18 protein-coding genes and 1 pseudogene are annotated in these 22,034 nt (G+C 71.5%); 8 read left to right on the plus strand and 11 right to left on the minus strand.

The window, feature by feature from the left end:
* The 4 genes and pseudogenes from CX1_RS07270 to CX1_RS07285 form a co-directional block, all read right to left on the minus strand.
* Nucleotides 1-277: pseudogene (locus CX1_RS07270) on the minus strand (acyl-CoA dehydrogenase); the annotation flags it as partial.
* A 32-nt stretch (nucleotides 278-309) separates the two neighbouring features.
* Nucleotides 310-2,430 (minus strand): catalase, encoded by a 2,121-nt coding sequence (locus CX1_RS07275; RefSeq protein WP_046651420.1) that lies wholly within the window; start codon nucleotides 2,428-2,430, stop codon nucleotides 310-312.
* Nucleotides 2,431-2,769: 339 nt separating this feature from the next.
* Entirely contained in the window at nucleotides 2,770-3,432 is a 663-nt protein-coding gene (locus CX1_RS07280) for an HPP family protein (RefSeq protein WP_082719210.1), read from the minus strand.
* 24 nt (nucleotides 3,433-3,456) lie between these two features.
* On the minus strand, nucleotides 3,457-4,890 hold the full coding sequence (locus CX1_RS07285; RefSeq protein WP_146780679.1) for an ROK family transcriptional regulator: 1,434 nt from the start codon (nucleotides 4,888-4,890) through the stop codon (nucleotides 3,457-3,459).
* A gap of 172 nt (nucleotides 4,891-5,062) precedes the next feature.
* On the opposite strand from CX1_RS07285, the gene CX1_RS07290 reads away from it, so the two are divergent.
* Nucleotides 5,063-5,362: an RNA-binding S4 domain-containing protein gene (locus CX1_RS07290; protein ID WP_046651414.1), complete on the plus strand. Its 300-nt coding sequence runs from the start codon at nucleotides 5,063-5,065 to the stop codon at nucleotides 5,360-5,362.
* Nucleotides 5,363-5,562: 200 nt separating this feature from the next.
* Nucleotides 5,563-6,465 (plus strand): VOC family protein, encoded by a 903-nt coding sequence (locus CX1_RS07295; protein WP_046651413.1) that lies wholly within the window; start codon nucleotides 5,563-5,565, stop codon nucleotides 6,463-6,465.
* A 99-nt stretch (nucleotides 6,466-6,564) separates the two neighbouring features.
* Here CX1_RS07295 and CX1_RS07300 read toward each other — a convergent pair whose 3' ends face one another.
* Nucleotides 6,565-7,860, minus strand: coding sequence for an isocitrate/isopropylmalate family dehydrogenase (locus tag CX1_RS07300; protein ID WP_046651412.1), 1,296 nt, complete (start codon nucleotides 7,858-7,860; stop codon nucleotides 6,565-6,567).
* A 35-nt stretch (nucleotides 7,861-7,895) separates the two neighbouring features.
* Complete coding sequence (locus CX1_RS07305; RefSeq protein ID WP_052753347.1) at nucleotides 7,896-8,576, minus strand: neocarzinostatin apoprotein domain-containing protein; 681 nt, start codon at nucleotides 8,574-8,576, stop codon at nucleotides 7,896-7,898.
* 301 nt (nucleotides 8,577-8,877) lie between these two features.
* Here CX1_RS07305 and CX1_RS07310 point away from each other — a divergent pair, with 301 nt between their 5' ends.
* The 4 genes from CX1_RS07310 (at nucleotide 8,878) to CX1_RS07325 (ending at nucleotide 12,719) form a co-directional block, all read left to right on the plus strand.
* Nucleotides 8,878-9,984 (plus strand): heme/hemin ABC transporter substrate-binding protein, encoded by a 1,107-nt coding sequence (locus CX1_RS07310; RefSeq protein ID WP_052753346.1) that lies wholly within the window; start codon nucleotides 8,878-8,880, stop codon nucleotides 9,982-9,984.
* A complete protein-coding gene (locus CX1_RS07315) occupies nucleotides 9,981-11,096 on the plus strand; it encodes a FecCD family ABC transporter permease (protein ID WP_082719212.1) in 1,116 nt (371 codons plus the stop codon). The genes CX1_RS07310 and CX1_RS07315 overlap by 4 nt, the downstream gene beginning before the upstream one ends.
* Nucleotides 11,093-11,914: a heme ABC transporter ATP-binding protein gene (locus tag CX1_RS07320; RefSeq protein ID WP_082719213.1), complete on the plus strand. Its 822-nt coding sequence runs from the start codon at nucleotides 11,093-11,095 to the stop codon at nucleotides 11,912-11,914. Before CX1_RS07315 ends, CX1_RS07320 begins: the two co-directional genes overlap by 4 nt.
* Before the next feature lie 67 nt (nucleotides 11,915-11,981).
* Nucleotides 11,982-12,719, plus strand: a complete 738-nt coding sequence (locus CX1_RS07325) for a biliverdin-producing heme oxygenase (RefSeq protein ID WP_082719214.1) — start codon at nucleotides 11,982-11,984, stop codon at nucleotides 12,717-12,719.
* 205 nt (nucleotides 12,720-12,924) lie between these two features.
* On the opposite strand, the gene CX1_RS07330 is transcribed toward CX1_RS07325, so the two are convergent.
* The 3 genes from CX1_RS07330 to CX1_RS07340 all read right to left on the minus strand — a co-directional run bounded on the left by CX1_RS07330 (nucleotide 12,925) and on the right by CX1_RS07340 (nucleotide 16,960).
* Nucleotides 12,925-14,841, minus strand: coding sequence for a phospho-sugar mutase (locus CX1_RS07330; RefSeq protein ID WP_082719215.1), 1,917 nt, complete (start codon nucleotides 14,839-14,841; stop codon nucleotides 12,925-12,927).
* Nucleotides 14,842-14,847: 6 nt separating this feature from the next.
* Nucleotides 14,848-15,498, minus strand: coding sequence for a deoxyribose-phosphate aldolase (gene deoC, locus CX1_RS07335; RefSeq protein WP_060925479.1), 651 nt, complete (start codon nucleotides 15,496-15,498; stop codon nucleotides 14,848-14,850).
* Between the two features lie 175 nt (nucleotides 15,499-15,673).
* Nucleotides 15,674-16,960 (minus strand): thymidine phosphorylase, encoded by a 1,287-nt coding sequence (locus CX1_RS07340; protein WP_046649543.1) that lies wholly within the window; start codon nucleotides 16,958-16,960, stop codon nucleotides 15,674-15,676.
* Between the two features lie 282 nt (nucleotides 16,961-17,242).
* Here CX1_RS07340 and CX1_RS07345 point away from each other — a divergent pair, with 282 nt between their 5' ends.
* The gene (locus CX1_RS07345; RefSeq protein WP_060925480.1) at nucleotides 17,243-17,734 is read left to right on the plus strand and encodes a cytidine deaminase; all 492 of its coding nucleotides are present in this window, start codon (nucleotides 17,243-17,245) and stop codon (nucleotides 17,732-17,734) included.
* A gap of 119 nt (nucleotides 17,735-17,853) precedes the next feature.
* Nucleotides 17,854-19,068, plus strand: coding sequence for a NupC/NupG family nucleoside CNT transporter (locus CX1_RS07350; protein WP_046649542.1), 1,215 nt, complete (start codon nucleotides 17,854-17,856; stop codon nucleotides 19,066-19,068).
* Nucleotides 19,069-19,419: 351 nt separating this feature from the next.
* On the opposite strand, the gene CX1_RS07355 is transcribed toward CX1_RS07350, so the two are convergent.
* Both CX1_RS07355 and CX1_RS07360 read right to left on the minus strand, forming a co-directional pair.
* Nucleotides 19,420-20,385 (minus strand): PDDEXK family nuclease, encoded by a 966-nt coding sequence (locus tag CX1_RS07355; protein WP_052753014.1) that lies wholly within the window; start codon nucleotides 20,383-20,385, stop codon nucleotides 19,420-19,422.
* Nucleotides 20,386-20,900: 515 nt separating this feature from the next.
* Nucleotides 20,901-21,836 (minus strand): sugar-binding transcriptional regulator, encoded by a 936-nt coding sequence (locus CX1_RS07360; RefSeq protein ID WP_046649541.1) that lies wholly within the window; start codon nucleotides 21,834-21,836, stop codon nucleotides 20,901-20,903.
* Between the last annotated feature and the right edge of the window lie 198 nt (nucleotides 21,837-22,034).

Below are 22,034 nucleotides of genomic sequence, written 5' to 3' on the forward strand. Positions count from 1 at the left end.
CGGCCCGCCGCGCCTCGAGGACCGGGTGCGGCGGCTCGGCGGCCCACACGCCCCAGAACTCGCCGTCGGCGACGCGCCGGCCGTCGCCGATCTCGGCGAGGATCGCGTCGGCGTCATGGTCGGCCTCGGCCAGGCGGCCCTCGGAGACGTCCGCGCGGCACCCGTCCCACAGGGCCAGGAACCGCGCCGCCGTGTCACCGGAACCGGGCAACGGCAGAGTGGTGCGGGTGGCGCGGGCCGTGCGGGTGGTGCTCGCCGGAGCGGCGCCCCCGGAAATTCCGGGGACGCCGTCCGAAGTGGTCGAACCGGTCACGCGCGATCCCACACCCTGTGCTCCGGCATGAGCTTGAGCAGGGACTTCAGGGCCTTGCCGGCGTCGTCGGCCAGGACGATGCCCGGCGCCTTCGCGTCGACGTGGCGCTTGACCAGCTTCTGCCCGTCGCCGATGGCGGCGATGGCCTTCAGGTGGCGGAACGTCTCGCCCAGCAGCACCGCGATCTCCGGGGCGTCGAGGTCGGCGGCCGCGATGACGGCGTCGAACTCGATGGAGCGGGTGTTGAAGGTGGTGCGCTGGACGGTGGCGCCGTCGTTCTTCTTGCCCAGGCGGCCGGCGTGGTCGGCGATGACCAGCGGCACCATGCCGGCGTCGTCGATGCCCTTGATCAGCTTGTCCAGGGCCTTCGCGTCGGTGGCGTCGTCGGCGATGATGCCCACCTGGCGGCCGTCGAGCGGGAACGGGCCGCGGATCTGCGACAGCGCCGGCGACGGCTCGGGCTCCGGCAGGTCCTTCACCGGCTCCGGCGCCGGCAGGCCCAGGCCGGTGGCCACGGACTCCGCCAGCTCCTGGTCGATGTGCGCCAGCACCTCCGCCACCACGCGGCGGCGGATGGTCTCGTCGAAGCACTTCGACAGCTCGAAGGTGTACGCGTCGATCAGGTGATCGCGCTCGACGTCGGAAAGCGACTTCCAGAACATCCGCGGCTGCGAGAAATGATCGTGGAAGCTGGCCGGCTTCTCGCGGGTCTTGATCGCGTCGGCGATCTCCTGCGGCACCTCGATGTAACCGCCGGCGGTCTCCGGGTCGGCGAGGAACGGGCAACCGCCGTCGACCGAATTGGGGTGGTACGCGCTGGCGCCGCCGGGGACGGCGTGCTGGGCGAAACCGTCGCGCTGCATGTCGTTGACCGGCACATGCGGGCGGTTGATGGGCAGCTGCGTGAAGTTCGGGCCGCCCAGGCGGTGCATCTGGGTGTCCTTGTAGGAGAACAGGCGGCCCTGCAACAGCGGGTCGTTGGTGGTCTCGATGCCCGGGACCATGTTCGACGGGCAGAAGGCGATCTGCTCGGTCTCGGCGAAGTAGTTGGTTGGGTTGCCGTTGAGGACCATCGTGCCGATGATCTCCACCGGCGCGATCTCCTCCGGCACCAGCTTCGTCGGGTCCAGCAGGTCGATGCCCTCGAACGTCTCCTCGGCGTTGTCCGGGAACACCTGCACGCCCAGGTCCCACTCGGGGAAGGCGCCGGCCTCGATGGCGTCGGCCAGGTCGCGGCGGTGCAGGTCCGGGTCGGCGCCGCCGGACAGCTGCGCCTCCTCCCAGATCTGCGAGTGCACGCCGAGCTTCGGCTTCCAGTGGAACTTCACCAGCGACGTTTCGCCCTCGTCGTTGATCAGGCGGAACGTGTGGATGCCGAAGCCCTCCATCATCCGGTACGAGCGCGGGATGCCGCGGTCGGACATGTTGAACATGGTGTGGAACGTCGCCTCGGTGTGCAGCGACACGAAATCCCAGAAGGTGTCGTGCGCCGACTGCGCCTGCGGGATCTCGCGGTCCATCTGCGGCTTGACGGAGTGCACCACGTCGGGGAACTTGATGCCGTCCTGGATGAAGAACACCGGGATGTTGTTGCCCACCAGGTCGTGGTTGCCCTCGTCGGTGTAGAACTTCACGGCGAAACCACGGGTGTCTCGTGCGGTGTCGATGGAACCGCGGAAACCGGCGACCGTCGAAAAGCGCACGAACACCGGGGTTTCCACGCCCTCCTTGAGGAAGCCCGCGCGGGTGATCTTCGCGGCCTTGCCGTTGGAGCGGAACACGCCGTGCGCACCGGCGCCACGGGCGTGGACCACGCGCTCCGGGATGCGCTCGCGGTCGAAGTGCTGCAGCTTCTCCTGGAAGTGGTGGTCCTGCAGCAGTACCGGGCCGCGGGCGCCGGCCTTGAGCGAATGGTCGGTCTCGGCGCGGCGCACGCCCTGCGGGGTGGTCAGGTATTCGCCCTGCTGCGCGAAGTCGGTGCGGTCGGCGTGGACCGGGCAGCCGGTGGGCGTGGCGGGCTTCGGCGAGGTCTGGTCGGCCTTCGGCTCCAGCGGGCCGCGCGGGTCGGTGGGCTCCTCGTAGGACACCGGCTCGGGGCCGGGGACGCCGGGGCGCATCGCGGCGGCGTCGTGGGCGGCGGCCCGGGCCTTGCCGGCCTTCGCCGCGTCCTTGGCGGAGACCTTCTTCTTCTGCCCGTCGGTCTTCTTCGTCTTGGCCGCCTTCGCGGGGGCCTTCTTCTTGGACTTCTTCTTGCCGTTGCTGCTCGTGGCCATGCCGGTCACCGTCATTTCTTCGAGTCGTGGCTGTCGGGGAGTCTCGGGCCGTCGCCGCGGCGAAAGCAGGGGTGAATGCGGCTAACGGTCGATGTCGTCAAGGGTAACCGCGATCACTTCTTCGTGCCGCAACTTCCCGGCCGTCTCGCTTGACGACGTCCCGGGGCCCGCGTGGAGGGGCCGTCACCACCAGTAGGCGGGGTAGCGCAGACGGCGGGCGCGGTTGGCGACGAGACCGGCGGTGATGACGATGACCGCCGACGCCATCAGCACCAGCATGAACCGCCACGGCACCGCCGGCGGGATGGTGACCAGGAGCATCGCCGTCGCCGCGCCCGGCGAATGGGCGCTGCGCAGCAGCAGCATCGCGCCGAAGGCGAGGCCGGCGGCGACGCCGCCCGCCAGCGCGGAGCCCCCGAACCACAGCGACAGCAGCAACCCGATGCCGCCGCCGATGAGGTGGCCGAGGATGACGTTGCGCGGTTGGGCCAGCGGGAGGTCCGGGCCGCCGATGATCAGCGCCGCGGTGGCCGCCATCGGCGGGATGAGCAGCGCCAGGTCGGTGGCGTCGGCGGCGGCGCCGAGGATGATCAGCGGCACCATCAGCGCCAGCGTCGCCGAGATGATGTGGAGCACCGGCGGCCGCGGCGGGGCCTGCCCGGCCATCGCCGAGAACGCGGCGGCGACCCGGCCGCGCCTGGCCCGGCGGGTGCGGCTGCCGTCGGTGTCGGGGACGCCCCAGTCGGTGCCGTGGGTCAGGGGATTGACGTCCATCGTCGACCGCTGCGGTACGGGCGAGGGCCGCGGTGCGGGGGATGGCGTCGCCGCCTCATCGGAACCGGACATGCGCTCGATTGTCGCGGACCGGGGTCATGCGAGGTTCAGCGGGTCGCGGTGCAGCGGGTCCAGCGCCACGGCGCGGGCGGCGTCGCGGGTGATGGTGCCGCGCGCCCGGGACACCCGGATGTCGCGCCGGACCGGCGATGTTGCGGCGATGGTGCGGGCCGCGACCCGCAGTCCGGCGGCGTCGGCGGTGAATGCTGCGCCGGCGAGGATGACGTGCGCCGGATCGACGATGTCGGCGACGTCGGCCACGGCCAGCCCGAGCAGGCGGCCCCGCTCGTCGAGGATCGTCCGGGCCGTGGCGCCGGAGTCCGCGGCGGCGACGAGGTCCGCGAAGGTCTCCGCCCGCACGCCGTGCTCGCGTGCGGCGGCGAGCACCCCGGAGGAGCCGACGGCGTCGCGCAGGGTATCGCCGCCGAGCAGGTCGCTGGCCGCAGGTCGCAGGTGGCCGATCGAACCGTCGCCGTGGGCGGGCCGGTGCACCGCACCGTCGACCGTCCAGGCCACGCCGACGAGCTCGCGGGCGTAGAAGTACAGCGACGTCGGCAGGCGCCCGTCATCGAATCCGGCGCCGGCAGCGGCAGTGGCAGCGTCCGTGCCAGGGGCCTTGAGCGGGGTGGCGGCCAGCTCGGAGGCGGCCATCGCCGCCACGTCGGGTGCGGCGAGGGCAGGGAGTCCGAGGCCGTCGGAAAGCATCCCGACCAGGTCCGTCTTGCCCCAACCGTACGACCGCGACGTCACGGTGCCGTCGGCGCCGACGTGGCCGGACAGGGCGGCGCCGGCGGTGCGCAGTGGGCGCGCCAGGCCGGTGCGCAGGCGGTGGATGCCCGCGATGATCGCGTCGATGGCCTCGTCCGGGGCGAGCTGGTCCAGCGCCAGGTGCAGGTCCGTTTCGCGCAGCACGCGGCCGACGGTGTCGAAGATGGCGATGTGCGTGACCTTCAGCCCCATGTGCGCCCCGACGTGCAGCCACGGGGTCTTCGCCGGGGCCAGCGGCGTGCGCGGGCGGCCCGTCGCCGTGCCGGTGATCAGGTCGGGGCGCTCCTCCACCAGGCCGGCGTCGATGAGAGCCGTGACGCCGCGCGCGACCGTCGGCTGCGACAGTCCCGTCGACGCCGCCAGCTCCGGGCGCGTCACCGGCCACTGCAGGCGGATCTGATGGTGGAGGCGGGCGGCGGGGGTCGTCGGCAGGCGGAACGACGCCGTCGGCGGGATGGTCAGCGACCCGTGCGTCGGCTGCGCGATGGGGGAGGAGGTGGCGCCGGTTGTGGTCGCGGGTCCATTCGTGCGGCTGCCGGGGGCGCCGCCCGGGGCTTTGATCGTGGCGCCATTCGCGCTTCCGTTCCGGGGCGCCGTGCCGGGAGCCGCGAAGCCCGACGACGAAGTGGCCGCCCCGGCGACGGACGCGGTAGGGGCGTCGGCCGGGCGGTCGGTGAGGGTCGTCGAAGCGGCGCGTGACATGTCGACCATCTTTGAATAGACCGAACGGTCTGTCAACTTCCGGGGTTGGTGCGGGCGCTGGGCCTGTGGGTATGCGGTATTTGGAAAGTGGATTGTTGATTGTCAGACAATCCGGTCTACTGGCGTCCGTTGGTCCGAGAAGCACCGCCCCCGCATGTGCCATGCTTGGGGCATGGAGCCTTATGACGTCGCCATCCGCGACGAGTCCATCCGTCTGGGCCAGTTTCTGAAGCTGGCGAACCTGGTGGAGACCGGTGGCCTGGCCAAGGAGGTCATCGCCGAAGGGCAGGTCGAGGTCAACGGCGAGACCGACACCCGCCGGGGCCGCCACCTCTACCCCGGTGACGTCGTGGCCGTCGCCGGCACCGCCGCCCGCGTCGCCCGCCCCGGGGACATCGACGACGACTACTTCGACGAGGCCACCGCCGACGACGACTTCGACCCGGAAAAGTGGCGCAACGTCGAGGTGTGAACCACGTCGGCGTCGTGAAGCGGCCCGCAAAGCGACGAGTAAAGCGCAGCGGACCCGCACGTCCCGCATGACCCGCATGGCCCGCCGCGAAGCCGCCCGCCCGTCCGGCCGCGGCGGATGCCTCCGGTAGCATTGCCCGACGTGCGCGCCCCGCGCAGCTGTGCGAGCAGTACGAGCAGTACCAAGTGGAGGAACCCCCGATGCCCGCTTTCCCCGCCGAGTTCGGCATGCCCGTCCGAGTCGACCTGGTGTCCAGCGCGCCCCGCAAGTCGGAGCGCTTCTACCGCGAGCTCATGGGCTGGGAGTATTCTGCGGCCGGCGAGGGCGGCGGGCGCCGCATGGCGAAGCTGATGGGCATGCCCGTCTCCGCCCTGTTCGCCGCCGACTCCGACGAGGGCGGTGCCGGCTCCGGCTCCAACAACGCAGACGCCACCAACGCGGCCCCCCCCGCCACCGCGGACCAGTGGCGCGTGAACTTCCACGTCGACGACGTCGCCTCCGTGGTGGAGAAGGCCCGCGGCCTCGGCGCCGGCATCGCCCTCGAGCCGGTGGAGCTCGTCGACGGCGGCGCGATGGCCGTCATCGTCGACCCCGCCGGCGCGATGGTCGGCCTGCTGGAGCAGCCCGGCGAGCAGGCGTTCGTCGCCGCCGGCGAGCCCGGTGCCCCGGTGTGGTTCGAGCTGGTCGCCGGCCAAATCGACGGCTTCGACGACGTCGTGTCCTTCTACCACGAGCTGTTCGGCTGGGAGATCGCCGTGCGCGCCCGCACCGAAGAGGGCGTCTACGCCATTGCGATGGAAGCCGGCGCGCCGTTCGCCGGCCTCGTCGCCGGCCCGCAGGTCACCGGCCCCGGCGAGGGCGAGTCTTTCACCGGTTGGCTCGCCTACCTGGGCGTGGAGAACATCGGCCAGGCGGTCCTGCGCACCCAGGAGCTCGGCGGCGAGGTGCTGGTGCCGGTGCAGGACACCGAGTTCGGCCCGCTGGCGACCATCGCCGACCCCTCCGGTGCGACGACGGTGCTGTGCGAGGTGCCGTTGCCGCCGGAGGAGGACGCCCGCGAGTCGGATCCGCTGCAGAACATCGATCTCAGCCAGTTCCAGTAGGGCTCTCCCGCTTAACCCACCCCGAATGAGCTAACCCACCCGCTGCAACGGGTGGGTTAGCTCATTCGGGGTGGGTTTGCGGTTGGCGGGGCGCTTGCTTTACGACGCCAACCTCCGCGCCACCTCCGCCGCGAAGCCCGCGGTGGTGTTGTCCCCGCCGAGGTCGGGTGTCGGGTCGTCGTGCAGCACGCCGATGACCGCACGGCGCAGCAGGGCGGCGCGTTCGCGCAGCTCAGAACCGGTTGTCGCGCTGCTGCCCCCGGTGTCCGCCGTGTCGGGGCTCGCCTGGTTGCCCCTGCTGCCGGCCGTGTCGGGGACCGCGCTGTTGCCCCTGGTGCTTGCGCCGGTTCCCTCGCCGCGGGCGGCCAGATGCTCGGCGCACATGGCCGCCGACATCAGGAACGCCGCCGGGTCGGCGATGCCCCGCCCGGCGATGTCCGGCGCCGACCCGTGCACCGGCTCGAACACGGCGTGGCCGTCGCCCATGTTCGCCGCCGACGGCAACCCGAGTCCGCCCATCAGGCCGGCGCCGAGGTCGGACAGGATGTCGCCGAGCAGGTTCTCCGCGGCGATGACGTCGAAGCTCATCGGCGACGTGATCAGCCGCATGGTCACGGCGTCGGCGTTGGCGATCTCGAAGTCGACGTCGGGGAACTCGGCGGCGACCTCGTCGACGGCGTCGCGGATGATCGCCCCGGATTCGCGCAGGATGTTCGGCTTGTCGGCGATGGTCACGCGCCGCAGCGACGGGTCGGCGGCCCGCCCGGTCAGCGACGCGGCGGTTCGCAGCAACCGCCGCCACCCGAAGCCGGTGGTCACGCGCAGGGCGACGGCGGTGTCGGCGCGCGTCGAGTGGGTCACCGTCGGGTCCTGCTTGACGACGTCCCACAGCCCGTTGCTATCCGGCCCCGCCATCGACAGATCGTGGGAGTACAGCCCCTCGGTGTTCTCGCGGACGACCGTGAAACCGAAACGGGGTGACGGGGTGGGCGCGGGGCCGTCGTCAAGCGAAGAAGCGGGGGAACCCGCGCCGGCCAGCAGGTCCTCCACGGGGCGGATGTTGGCGTAGAGGTCGAGGCGGCGGCGCAGCTGCAGCACCGGCGAACGGTAGGTCAGGCCGGTGCCGCGGAGATGATCGGCGAGCTCGGCCTCCGCCTCCCGGGCCGGCTTGGAGGTGATCGCCGCCATGATCGCCGCGTCGGCGGACTCCAGCGCCCGCCACGTCTCCGCCGGGATCGGGTCGCCGGCGGTGCGCCAACAGCCCCAGCCGATTGCGGCGTCGGTGAACTCCCACGTGGGAAACGCCGCGGCGAGAACCGGGCGGCAGGCGTCGACGATCTCCGGGCCGATGCCGTCGCCGGGCAACAACACGATGCGGTGCGAGGAGGCGCTCATGCCCCCGAGAATAGGGGGCGGCTCGGAAAGCGGGGTTACGGCGCGAAAGTGACGGGCACGTCGACGATGTCCTCGAAGCCCTCGGAGTGGTCGCCGAAGACCTTGAGCGTGCAGGAATCGGCGCGGCAGTCGACCCCCTCGCCGGCGGCCTTCGCGGTCAGCGTGACGGTGGCCTCGCCGTTGCCCGGCACCGGCTGCGAACCGCCGCGGTTGGACAGCCATGCCTGCGTGCCCGGCACCGCGCGGTCGCCCGTGCAGGCCGGGGCCGGCGAACCCTCCGGGCGGTCGCCGCAGAAGCCCAGGTAGTAGCCGCCGTAGGCGGGGTTGAGGCCCGACAGCTCGATGGTGACCTCCGAACCGTCGACGATGCCGTCGACCGGGGAGACCTTCGCGGTGACGCCGTTGGCGGTGGCCTCGCCGGAGACGGAATCGTCGGAGGAGGCGGGGGCTTCGGAGGTGGCCGTGCTCGCGGAGTTGGCGGCGTCGGTGGCGGTGGAAGTGGAAGCGGGGTCGGTGGCGGCCCCGGCATTGGAGTCGTCGCCCGATCCGTCCGATCCGCCCGAGCAGGCGGCCAGCAGCGCCACGGCGGCGATGGCCGGGGCGGTGAGCAGGCCGCGGCGAGCGCGGCGCCCGCGTTGGAAGGGGGAGGCCGCGGCGGCGGGGATGGCGGTGGTCGCGGTGGTGGCGGGGATCGCAGTGGTCGCGTTGTGCTTCATGAAGTTCTCCTGGTGGACGTGCCGGGCGCCTCCTGCGGGGCCGGCGAGATTCGTCGGTGCGCCGGTTCGCCGCCGATGTGTTTACGGCGAAGGCGACGGCCATGCTAACATCCTGCGGCAAGGCAAGCCTAACTAAGCGTAGGCTACACATTTGTTGGGCACGTCACCTTTTCCGTGGGCCGGCGATCGCCGCGAGTCCGACGAACACGGCGCCGACGACCGCGGCGCCGACGCCAGGCCCGACGCCATGCCCCGAAACAACACTCCGGCACCACACACCGAAACCGCGAAGAGGAGCCCCATGCCGACTTCCCTGACCCGACGCCACGGCGCCATCGCCGCCGCGCTGCTGTGCCTGGTGCTCGTCGCCGGATTGGTCGGATGCGCGGGCCCGGGCACGGGCGCCGGGGAGGGAAGCGGTGCCGCCGGCGCCGCCAACTCCGGCAACACCGCCAACTCGACCAACGCCGCCGCGACCGGGGATTCCGCCCCCACAGGCCACGTGTCCGCGGAGCTGCCGCCGGCCGACCCGGAGGTTCTCGTGGACGACCCGCAGCCGAAACTCCCCGTCACCGTCGACTGGGACGGCGCCGAGGTGGAGGTCGCCTCCGTCGATCGCATCCTCACGCTCGACCGCGCCGGCGCGCTGTCGCGCATGGTGTGGGCGCTGGGTCTGGGCGATCGGCTGGTCGGCCGCGACACCGCCACCGACTTCCCCGGTGCGGCGGACCTCCCGCAGGTCACGCCGGGCGGCCACACCATCAACGCCGAGTCGATTCTCAAGCTGCGCCCCGACGTCGTCCTCACCGACGGCTCGATCGGCCCGTCGCGCGTCCTGGACACGTTGACCGACGCCGGCATTCCCGTCGTCCGCATCCCCGACGAGCGCACCCCCGACACCATCGCCGACTTGGCCACGCAGGTCGCCACGACGGTGGGCCTGGGGGAGCAGGGCGAAAAGGCGGGTGCGGCGATCGTCGACAAGCTCGACGCCGCCACCCGCGACGCGCAAACGCGCGCGGATGGCCGCCGCATGATGGTGCTCTACCTGCGCGGCACCACCGTCGCCATGATCGCCGGGCCCGAGTCGGGCGCCTCCTCGCTGATCGAGCGGCTCGGCGGCGTCGATGCCGCCGAGGGCCTGGGCATGGACGGCGCCTTCACGCCGCTGACGCCGGAGGCGCTGGTCAAGGCGGCGCCGGACACGGTGATCGTCATGACCCACGGCCTCGACTCCATCGGCGGCCCCGCCGGCCTCGGCTCGCTGCCGGGGATGGCGCAGACCCCGGCGGGCGCCAACGCCAGCGTCCTCGACGTCCCCGATTCGCAGTTGCTGTCCTTCGGCCCCGACACTCCGCGGGTACTCGCCGCGATGGCCGATGCGCTCTACGGAAAGGCCGCCGCATGACGTCCGTGTTGCCTGCTTCACGACGACCCGTCCCCGACGCCGCCGCCAGCGCCCCGGTCACCGCGCCCGACCGCATCGACGCCGCGGCCGCGGCCCGGCGCCGCCGGGGCATCGCGGTCCACGTCGTCCTCGCCGTCGCGCTGATCGGCGCGGTGGCGTGGTCGGCGACGATCGGCCAGTTCGGCACGGGTGCCCTCGATTCGCTGAAGTCCATCGTCGGCGCCGGCGGCGAGGCCGACGTGGTGATGTGGCAGGTCCGCCTGCCGCGCATCGCCCTCGCATTGTTCGTCGGCGCGGGCCTGGCGATCGCGGGCGTGGCGCTGCAGGCGGTGTTCGGCAATCCGCTGGCCGAACCCGGGCTGGTCGGCGTCTCCTCCGGTGCCGCGGTCGGCGCCGCCGCGGTCACCGTCGCCGGCGGTGCGGCGCTGCCCGCGGCGCTCGGCGCGGCGGCGGCCGACTGGGCCATCGCCGCGGGTGCCTTCCTCGGCGGCGCGGCGGCCACGGCCATCGTCGCGGCCACGGCCCGCGGCGGCCGCGACGTCGCCCGCATCATCCTCGTCGGCGTCGCCGTCAACGCGGTGTGCGGCGGCATCGTCTCGGGCCTGACGTTCATCGCCGAACCCGCCGCCCGCGACCGCATCGTCTTCTGGCAGATGGGCAGCTTCGCCGGCGGCGATTGGACGTCGGCGGCCATCGTCGCCGCCGTCACCGTCCCGGCGGCCGCGGTGATGTGGGCGCTGGCCCGCCGCCTCGACCTGCTGGGCCTGGGGGAGGCGCAGGCCGGTCATCTGGGCGTCGACGTCGCCAAGCTGCGGCGCATCGTCATAGGCCTGACGGCGCTGGTCGTCGCGGTGGGCGTGGCGTTTTCCGGGATCATCGTCTTCATCGGCCTGGTCGTGCCGCACGCGCTGCGGCTCATCCTCGGGCCCGGCCATCGGGCGCTGCTGCCGGCGTCGCTGCTCGGCGGCGCGCTGGTCGCCACGCTCGCGGACCTCGCCGCCCGCAGCCTCGTCGTCGGCGCGGATCTGCCGCTGGGCATGCTGACCTCCCTGGTCGGCGGCCCCCTGTTCTTCTGGCTGCTGCTGCGCGGCGGAAGGGCGGTGCGGCGATGAGGGCCCCCGACATCCGCGACATCCTCGCCGCCCCGCGCTCCTCCCGGGCCCTGGCGGCGTCGGAGGTCACCGTCCGCAGGTCGGGGCGGGTGTTGCTTGACGACGTCTCCGCCACCGCATCCCCCGGCCGCGTCACCGCGCTCGTCGGGCCCAACGGCGCGGGCAAGTCGACGTTGCTCGCGGCGCTGTCGGGCGACGTCGCACCGGAGGTCGGCGCCGTGACCTGGGGCGGCGCCGATCTGGCGGCGACGCCGATCCGCGAGCGGGCGCGCCTGCGGGCGGTGCTGCCGCAGTCGCACCCCGCCACGGTGCCGTTCACCGCCGGCGAGGTCATCGAATTCGGCCGCGCCCCCTGGGGAGAACCCGACCCCGGGCTGCGCCGGCGCGTCATCGCCGACTGCGACGTCGCGCACCTCCTCGACCGCCCCGTCACCGTCCTGTCCGGCGGCGAGCTGGCCCGCGTGCACTGCGCGCGGGTGCTCATGCAGGACACCCCGGTGCTGCTCCTCGACGAGCCGACCGCGGCACTGGACCTGCGCCACGCCGAATCGGTGCTGGCCCTCGTCGCGGCGCGGGCGCGGCGGGGCGTGACCGTGGTCGTGGTCCTCCACGATCTGGCGGCCGCCGCGGCGCACGCCGACGACGTCATCGTCCTCGACGGCGGCCGCGTCGTCGCCGCCGGCGCACCCGCCGAGACGCTCACCGCCGACCTCATCGGCGACGTCTACGGCCTCGACGTCGAAGTCCTCGCCGACTCGGCGGGCAACCCCGTCATCGTGCCCGCGCGCGGCGGACGACGCGCGACGGCGGCGTCGTAAAGCAACGGCCAACCGAAGCAACCACCCGACAACGACCACCCGACAACGACCAGCAAGGAGGGGCGACATGCTCCAGACGACCACCGAACGCCTGACCACCCGGCTCCGGGAAGCCACCGCAGCCGCCCACGACGACGCCGAAAACTCCGGGTTCATGAGCGCACTGCTCGACGGCGAACTCCACGCCTGCGCCGCCGCCGACCTCGCCGGCCAACTGTGGTTCGTCTACGGCGCGCTGGAGGACGCGGTGCGGTCCATCGCCGACACCCCCGAGGGCGCCGCCATCGCCGACGAGCGCCTGGAGCGCCACGACGCGCTGGAGCGGGACCTGGGATTCCTCGTCGGCCCGCGGTGGCGCTCGTCCATCGAGGCGCTGCCGCCGACCGCCGCCTACGTCAACCGGCTGACCGAGCTGGCCCGCGCCGGCGACGCCGCATCGCTGCTGGCCCACCACTACGTGCGCTACCTCGGCGACCTGTCCGGCGGGCAGATCATCGCCCGCCGGTTGCGCGACCACTACGGCATCGACGGCGAGGGCGCCGCATTCTACGACTTCTCCGCCCTGGGCAAGATCAAGCCGTACCGCGACGCCTACCGCGAGCGGCTCGACGCCCTCGAGCTTCACGACGACGTCCGCGACCGCGTCCTGGCCGAGGCCGTCCTCGCGTTCCGCCTGAACACGGCGCTGTTCCGGGCGCTCGACGAACGGCACCGCGCCGCCGTGGAAGAGCCGGGCGCGGACGAGGCGGCAAGGCCTGACGGGGCGGCCGGCGCCGGAAAGCCGTACTGCCCGCACCTGGGGTAGGTGCGGGCAGCGCGGCGGGTGCGGGTGCGAGTTCCGCTGGCAAGCAGTTCTGCCCGCACCTGGGGTAGGCGCTCGCGTGCATGCAACCCCGGACGCTTCCGCGAATTCATGCGACGAATTGGCGGAAGCGTCCGGGGTTGGGTGCATCCGTCGGCCTCATGTCAGGGTCGTGGCCGGCCCGTCGCAAAGCAACGGGCGCAGCCGCCTACATCCCCAGGACCTCCGACAGCTCGGCGGCGATGACGTGCAGCCGGCCGGCGGCGGCGTCGTGGGGGACGGGCGCACCGTCGGGCCCCGCACCACCGCCACTGCCGTCGCCGCCCTCGACGGGCACGATCACCTCGAGGTAGCACTTCAGCTTCGGCTCGGTGCCGGACGGGCGCGCGATGACGCGGTCGTCGGCCTCGGTGAACAGCATCAGCCCGTCGGTCGGCGGCAGACCGTCCCACCCGTCGGACAAATCATGGACGGCGGTGACGGCCGACCCCGCCAGCGTCTCCGGCGGGTTGGCGCGCAGGCGGGCCATGCCCTCGGCGATGAGCGCGGTGTCCTCGACGCGGAACGTCAGCGGCGCGGTGGCGTGCAGGCCGTGGGCGCGGGCGAGGTCGTCGAGCAGATCCGCGGGGCCGCGGCCCTCCGACTTCAGCTTCGCGACCAGATCGGCCACCTGCACCGCCGCCGTCACCCCGTCCTTGTCGCGCACGCGCGCCGGATCGGTGCAGTAGCCGATGGCCTCCTCGTAGCCGAACACCATGCCCGGGGTGCCGGCGATCCACTTGAAGCCGGTCAGCGTCGTCGCGTGGTCCAGGCCGTGGGCCGCGGCGATGCGGGCGTTGAGCCGCGAGGACACGATCGAGTTCGCCAGGGTCGGGCGGTGGCCGGCGGCCGCTTCCTCGCCGCCCGCTTCCTTGCTTTGCGACGGCCCGTCTCCCGTCCGTCCGGCCTCGACCTGCGCGGCGATCATCTCGCCGAGCAGCGCGCCGATCTCGTCGCCGGACAGTTGGCGCCACCCTCCGTCGAAGGCCGCGTCGGGAATGGCCACCGAACAGCGGTCGGCATCCGGGTCGGCGGCGATGATCACGTCGGCGCCGCGCTCGCGGGCCAGCGCGAACGCCAGATCCAGGGCACCGTCCTCCTCGGGGTTCGGGAAGGCGACGGTCGGGAAATCCGGGTCCGGCGCGAACTGCTCCTCGACGACGGCGACGTCGGTGAACCCGGCCTCGCGCAGCACGCGGGTGATGGTCTCGCCGCCGACGCCGTGCATCGGCGTGACGACGATCCGCGTCGCCGCCCGGTCCGCCGGATCCGACGACGACGCCAGGGACGTGGCCCGGGCGACGTAGGCGTCGAGGAGATCGGGGCCGAGGTGCTCGACGGCGCCCTCGTCGCGGGGTATCTCGTCGGCCGGGGGAGCCGCGGCGATGTGGCCGGCGATGGCGGCGTCGTGCGGGGCGATGATCTGCACGCCGCGGCGTTCGTCCGAGTCCACGGCCCGTCCACCGAGGTAGACCTTGTAGCCGTTGTCGCGCGGCGGATTGTGGCTGGCGGTGACCATGACGCCGGCGTCGGCGCCCAGGTGGCGCACGGCGAAGGCGGTCACGGGGGTCGGCAGCTGCGGCGGCAGTGCCAACGCGCGACCGCCGGCGGCGGCGATGACGGCGGCGGCGTCGCGGTGGAAGTCCGACGAGCCGTGGCGGGCGTCGCAGCCGACGACGACCGTGAAACCCTCGCCGACGATGTCGCGCAGATGGGCGCACAGGCCGGCGGTGGCGCGGATGACGGTGGCGCGGTTCATGCGGGACTCGCCCGCGCCGACCTCGCCGCGCAGGCCGGCGGTGCCGAAGGTCAGCGGGCCGGAGAAGCGGTCGGCGAGCTCGGCGGCCGCGTCGGCGGCGTCGGTGGTGGCCGCCGATCCGCCGGACTCGGCCTTCTGGATCAGCGTCGACAGCTCGTCGCGGGTGGCGTCGTCGGGGTCATGCGCGAGCCATTCGCGGGCCGCCTCGAGGACGGCCGGGTCGGTGACGGTGGTGGTGTCGGTGCCGTTGTTGGAGTCGGGGGTGGCGCCGTTGCCGGAGCCAGGGGCGGGGGCGCTGTTGTCGGAAGCGTGGGCGTGGTCGGTCATCGGGGCCTATTCCAGACCCTCGAGCACGGCCGCGGAGCTGGACAGGCCCAGGCGGGAGGCACCTGCGGCGATCATCTCCTCGGCGGCAGCGGCGTCGCGGATGCCGCCGGAGGCCTTCACGCCCAGGCGGTCGCCGACGGTGTCGCGCATCAGCTTCACCGCATGCGCCGAGGCGCCGCCGGCGGGGTGGAAGCCGGTGGAGGTCTTCACGAAGTCGGCGCCCGCGGACTCCGAGGCACGGCATGCGGCGACGATGGCGTCGTCGTCAAGCACCGCGGACTCGATGATCACCTTGAGCAGCGCATTCGGGATCGCCTCGCGGACGGCGCGGATGTCGGCCTCGACCGCGTCCCAATCGCCGGTCGCGGCCTTGGACAGGTTGATGACCATGTCGACCTCGTCGGCGCCGTCCTCCACCGCGCGGGCGGCTTCGGCGGCCTTGATCTCCGGCTTGTGGGCGCCGGACGGGAAGCCGACGACGGTGGCCACGGCCACGGACTCCGGCGTCGACACCGGCAGCTGGTTGGGGGAGACGCACACCGAGAAGCAGCCGAGCTCGGCGGCCTCGTCGATGAGCGCGGAGACCTGGTCCGGGGTCGCCTCCGGCTTGAGCAGGGTGTGGTCGATCATGCGGGCGACGTCGGCGCGGGAAGTCATGGTGGTGGAGTCCTTTCGGGGAAAAGCGGGGAAAGCGGGGGGGGGGGAAGAGCGGGGAAGTGCGGTGGAGTGCGGGGAGGAGGGAAGCGGAGAAGGTGTGTGTGCGTGTGGGGGCGATGGTGCCGGGGCGAGTCGGACGACCCCGCGGCAAGGGCGCCGCAGAGCCGTGGGCGCGCTACGAAATCCGGTCGATGATGACCTTGCGCTCCGGGGCGACGCCATCGGCCTCGACGGCGACGCCGGGCAGGGCGGACTCGAGGGCGCGCTCGAACCGGTCCTCGTCGTCGGTGTGCAGGGTGAACAGCTTCTGCCCCTTGGTCACGGTGTCGCCGAGCCCGACGTGCAGTTCGATGCCGGCACCCGCCTGCACCGGGTCCTCCTTGCGGGCGCGGCCGGCGCCCAGGCGCCACGAACCGACGCCGAGCGCCAGGGCATCCAGCTCGGTGACCACGCCATCGGCGTCGGCCACTACGTCGTGCGTGTGGCGCGCCGTCGGCAGCGCAGCCTCCGGGTCCCCGCCCTGGGCGCGGATCATGGCGTTCCAGGTGTCCATCGCGCGACCGTCGGCAAGCGCCTTTTCCACGTCGGCATCCGGCTGTCCCGCCGCCGACAGCATCTCCCGGGCCAGCGCCAACGTCAGCTCGACGACGTCCTCGGGACCGCCGCCGGCGAGGACCTCGACGGACTCGCGGACCTCCAGCGCATTGCCGATGCAGCGGCCCAGCGGCACCGACATGTCGGTGAGCAACGCGACGGTGTCGACGCCGGCGTCCTTGCCCAGGTCGACCATCGTGCGGGCCAGCTCGCGGGCCATCGCCTCGTCCTTCATGAACGCGCCCGACCCGACCTTGACGTCGAGCACCAGCGAATCGGTGCCCTCGGCGATCTTCTTGCTCATGATCGAGCTGGCGATCAGCGGGATGCAGTCGACGGTGGAGGTGATGTCGCGCAGCGCGTAGAGCTTCTTGTCCGCCGGCGCCAGGCCTGTGCCCGCGGCGCAGATGACGCAGCCGGGGTCGCGGAGGATGGTCATCAGCTCGTCGTTGGTCAGGTCCGCGCGCCAGCCGGGGATGGCCTCGAGCTTGTCCAGGGTGCCGCCGGTGTGGCCGAGCCCGCGGCCGGACAGCTGCGGCACCGCGACGCCGTAGCTGGCCACCAGCGGGGCGAGCGGCAGGGTGATCTTGTCGCCGACGCCGCCGGTGGAGTGCTTGTCGGCGGTGGGCTTGCCCAGCGAGGAGAAGTCCATGGTCTCGCCGGAGCGGATCATCGCGTCGGTCCAGCGCGCGATCTCGGGGCGCTCCATGCCGTTGATGAAGATGGCCATGGCCAGCGCCGCCATCTGCTCGTCGGCGACGACGCCGCGGGTGTACGCGTCGACGACCCAATCGATGTGGTCGTCGGGCAGCACCCCGCCATCGCGCTTGACCTTGATCACGTCGACTACGTCGAATTTTTCCGCCATCGTCCTCGCTCCTCCGAAGCTCGCCCGGGCGGTGGTGGTGCGTCGGCGGCGGCCGGATGGTGGCGGTCGCGCACCGTTCGCGGGTGCCCGGAATTGTGGTCTTGTGGACTTGTTCGGCTTCGATTATCGTGAGGCCTAGAACAAATGTCAACAGGACGTTTTCCAATAGTTCTACTGTGATGCGGGTCGTCGTCGTACGCCTTCCGGCGGCCTTCTGCCGGGCCAACGTTCCCGGCGCAGCACCCGGCGAGCGTCCGACCTCCAGAAAGGACCGCGGCAGTCATGTCCATCACCGACGCCGAACTGCTGGAACGCGCCCGCGCGGCCACCGCCAACTCCTACGTCGCCTACTCCGGGTTCCCGGTGGGGGCGGCGCTTTTGCTTGACGACGGCACCGTGGTGACCGGATGCAACGTGGAAAACGCCTCCTACGGTTTGACCAATTGCGGGGAGCGCACCGCCGTGTTCCGCATGGTCGCCGAACACGGGCCGGGGGCGCGCATCGTCGCGTGCGCCATCGTCGGCCGCGATGCCGCGCCGTGCCACCCCTGCGGTGCCTGCCGCCAGGTGCTCAACGAGTTCGGCTGCCAGCGGGTCATCGTCGAAGGCCCCCGCCCCGAAGCGGCCGTCGGCGCCGGCACTGCCGATGCGGGCATTTCCGAAGCAGGCGCGGCGAACGGCGACCACATGAGCGTCGTCAAGCCAGGCGAGCCCATCTCGATCGACTTCGCCGAGATCCTCCCCCACGCCTTCGGCCCCGACGACCTGCGGTAACGGTCCCCGCGCCACCGCCCTTTAACCTCGGCCAACCCCACGACGGCCAACCCCACGACGGCCAACCCCACGACGGCCAACCCCCCAACCACGGCCACCCCTAAAGAACGGAAGAAACAATGGAACGGCTACAGGGTCTGCTCGGCATCATCCTGATCTTCGGCGTCGCCATCACCTTCTCCAAGCACCGCAAATCCATCAACTGGCGCACCCTCGGCGTCGGCCTCGGCCTGCAGGTGCTGTTCGCCCTGCTCGTGCTGAAATGGGAGCCCGGCTTCCAGGCGCTCAAGAGCACCGCGCACGCCATCGAGAAACTCATCGACTTCACCGGCGAAGGCACGTCCTTCGTCTTCGGCGGCCTGTTCGGCGAGGACAGCGGATTCGTCTTCGCCCTCAACGTGCTGCCCGTGATCATCTTCCTCGGCGCGATCCTCGGCGCCCTGTACTACCTGCGGGTCGTGCAGTACTTCGTCGACTACGTCGGCACCGCCCTGAAGTTCATCCTGGGCACGTCGAAGGTCGAATCCGTGTGGGCGTCGACCGTGATCTTCCTCGGGCAATCCGAGGCGCCGCTGGTGATCAAGCCGTACCTGCCCAAGCTGACCAAGTCCGAGCTGTTCACCTGCATGACCGGCGGTTTCGCCTCCGTCGCCGGCTCGACCCTGATCGGCTACTCCCTGCTCGGCGCGCCCCTTGAGTACCTGCTGGCCGCGTCGATCATGAACGCGCCGGGCTCGCTGATCATCGCGAAGGCCTTCTGGCCCGAGACCGAGGAGTCCGACCTCGACGCCTCCGTCCGCGACGTCCGCGACACCGAGTCCAAGAACGTCATCGACGCCCTCGGCGCCGGCGCCATGAACGGCGGCCGCATCGCCGTCATCGTCGGCTGCCTGCTCATCGCCTTCATCGCGACGATCGCCATGCTGTCCGCCTTCCTCGGCGGCATCGGCGGCTGGTTCGGCCAGGACAACTGGTCCCTCGAGGGGCTGTTCGGCGCCATCTTCGCGCCTATCGCGTGGCTGATCGGCGTGCCGTGGGACGACGCCGGCCTGGTCGGCAACTTCATCGGCCAGAAGACGATCCTCAACGAGTTCGTCGGCTACACCTCCTTCGGCGAGCACGTCGACTCCCTGGACCCGAAGTCGGTCATGATCGCGACGTTCGCCCTGGCCGGTTTCGCCAACCTGTCGTCCATCGCCATCCAGATCGGCTCCATCGGCGCGCTGGCGCCGGAGCGTCGCGGCGAGGTGGCGAAGAATGGCCCGCTGGCCCTGTTCGCGGGTCTGTGCGTCAACCTGCTCAACGCCGCCATCGTGGGCGTCATCGCATTCTAGGTGGGGTGCCGCGCGGCGGCGTGGCCCGGCAGCGCGGCTGGTTTCCGCCGGCTCTGCCCACGCCGCCGTGCTGGCCCCGCCGACCCGTCGGCGCGGCGCTGCAGCCCTAACCCCGCAAAAAGATGTCCAGTGGACAGAAAGAAGTGGCAAACCACCTCTTTCTGGCCGCTGGACATCTTTCTCTCGAAGGGCGGCTTTGCGTGGCCGGGAGACTCCTCGATCCCATCGATCTTCGTTCCCCCTCAACCCCTCAACCCCTCAACCCCTCAACCCCTCAACCCCTCAACCCCTCAACCTCTCAACCCCTCAACCCCTCAACTCCCTCAGCCCCCTCGCCCCTCCCCGCAGCGATTAACGCCGCAGATCGGCCAGTCGCCAGCTGCCCAGGTATCCGCCGCGGAGCGCGGCGAAGTGATAGTAGAATCCGCGAATCGTCCGGATCCCCGTTCCCGAGAAAACTTCGTCCCATTTCACGTGGAGAATCCGCAAACCCAGGTTCGTCAGCGCGGTATCCCGCTCCAGTTGTCGCCGCGCCACCGTTTCGGGATCGCCGTATTTCCCGGAGAGCTTCACGTTTCCGTCGAATTCGACAATGATCCCGAACTCGGGCCAGAAGAAGTCCACCTTGGCCACGAACGCCCCGGTCTCGTCGAAAATCTCCACTTGCTGCAGCGGCTCGGGCAACCCGGCTTGGCGGATGCACCAATGCGTCAGGGTTTCACCGACGGATTGGCTGCGGTCATCGGCGGTCTCGGCCACGAACTTCGCGGCGCTCCGGCCTTTGCGGCGGGCGGTGTGTGCGTAGGCGTCGGCAAGCTCCTTTTTCGTGCATTTTCCCGTCCACAGCACCGATTCGGCGACGGCGAGACCCATGCGGGCCCCGTGGACGAGAGCGGTCTCCATGATGGTCACTGCGGGCGTGGTTACGCGGATGCCGTCGACGATGTGGGTTGCCTCGTCGCCCTTGGCTTTGCGCAGGCGGCAGAATCCGCTTTCCGAAGTGCCGTCGACGCTCGGGGACAGCACATCGATCATCATTTTTTGCGGGTACAGGCCACCGAAACCCTGGATGGCGGCTGCACCGGGGCCCGTGACGATGGCGCCGGAGTGGATCAGTCCCGCAGCCGCCGCGCGTAACCGGAAATCTTCATGGCGGGGGCGTTCGGCGTGGCGGATGTAGATGCCTCGCGCGATCCGCACGAGTTCCCCCGCTCGGAATCGCCGCCGGATCTCGTCGGCGCCCAGCTCGTTTTGGTCGCGGCGCAGGATCACGCCGCTGGAATGGATTCGCAGCGTCGTTTCGGTTGTCGTGCCCATGGTTTACGTGGTTCCCCCGGTGTCGGTTCGTCGCACACGCGGGCGTTCGCCCGTGGCTGGCCAGCGGACATCGCTTTACGACGATCCGCGCCGACGTGTACGGCGGCCTTCATCGATGGGGCCGCACCTTGTTAGACGCGGTTCGGGGCCGATCGGTTCCATCGGGTTTCGGGGAATCCTCGGCGACCGGAAAACGGGGGCTGCAACGACGGGAAATCGTGGCTCCGCTGCGACGGGAGATCATGGGCCGCGGGGATCGGGAGACGTGAGGCCACCCCCGGCAGAAAGACGTCGGACAGCCAGAAAGAAGTGGCACACCGCATCTTTTTGGCTCCCCGACATCTTTCTGTGTGAAGGGGGCGACGGGGGCCGGGTGTGGGACGGTGGTGGAGGGGCGACGGGGGTTGGGTTCGGGACGGTGGTGGAGGGGACGCCGACGTGAGGGACGGGCGACAGGGGTCGGGTGGGGGACGGCCGCGGAGGGCGCGGCGGGTGCAGGGTGGGGGCGCGCTGCGCTAGACCTCCAGCACCCTCGCCGCGGTCGCCTCGTCGATGACGACATGCGTGGCCAGACCGGTGCGCAGCGCCGTCTCGATCGCCTCGGTTTTGTCGGACCCGCCGGCGACCAGCACCCTCGTGGGCACGCGCCGCAGATCCGCCAGGGTGATGCCCACGGTCCGCGCGTCGACCTCGGGCAACGCCACCCCGCCGTCGGCGCGGTAGAACCGCGAGCACGCATCTCCGACGGCGCGCTCGAGCAGGCGGTCGCGTTCGCCGTCGGAAAGCTGCCCCAGATTCAGTGCCAGCGAATCCGCCGCGATGTTGCCGACCGTGAACAGCGCAATGTCGACTTCCCGCCCCAGCTGCAGGATGTGGGCGATGTGCCGGTCCTGCTCGACGATGCGCTTGGTCTCCACGGAATCGAAGATCACCGGCAGCGGCAGCGTCCGCGCGAACGCCCCGAACGCGGAGCAGAACCCGCCGATGGTGCGGATGTCGTTGGTCGACTTGTCGGAGTGGCTCATCCCGCCCTTGAGCTGGATGATCTCGACGCCCTGCACGTCCTTGCGCTTCAGCTGCCGCGACACGGCGAACATGGTGCGCCCCCAGGACACTCCGAGCATGGTGCCGTCGACGACGAGTTCGTCGAGCAGTTCCGCGCCGATCCGCCCGAGTTCGCGCAGCAGCACGTCGGATCCGGGCCGCGCGGGCTGGGCGAGCCGCACGTCGGCGAGGCCGTACCGGTCGCGCAGGCGGGCGCCGGCTTCGGACGCTTCCTCGCGCGGGTCGTGGATGGTGATGGACACGTATCCGCGTTCGCGCCCGAGCGTCAGCAGCTTGGACACGGTCGGCCGCGACACCCCGAGCTCCTTGGCCACGTCGGATTGCGTCAGCCCTTCGCCGTAGTACAGCTTGACGGCCGCCAGGGCCTGCACGTCGCGGGCATCCACGGGTCCTCCTCCTCGGCCGGGCGGGTGGTGCCGGGTCGGCGGTGGGGGCCGTTGTTTTGCTTCACGACGCCCCGGCGTCCCCGCCGGCAACTCTCCCGCACAATTGTAAACCGTTCGGGTGGAGGGTGGAAACGGTGGCTACGTGGAGGGTTGCCGGGACGCGGGAACGAATGTGAAGCCCGCGCCATGCCTGCCCGC

Origin of the sequence: Corynebacterium xerosis NBRC 16721 = ATCC 373 (assembly GCF_001552415.1) — a bacterium.
In the GTDB taxonomy this organism is placed as follows: Bacteria; Actinomycetota; Actinomycetes; order Mycobacteriales; family Mycobacteriaceae; genus Corynebacterium; species Corynebacterium xerosis.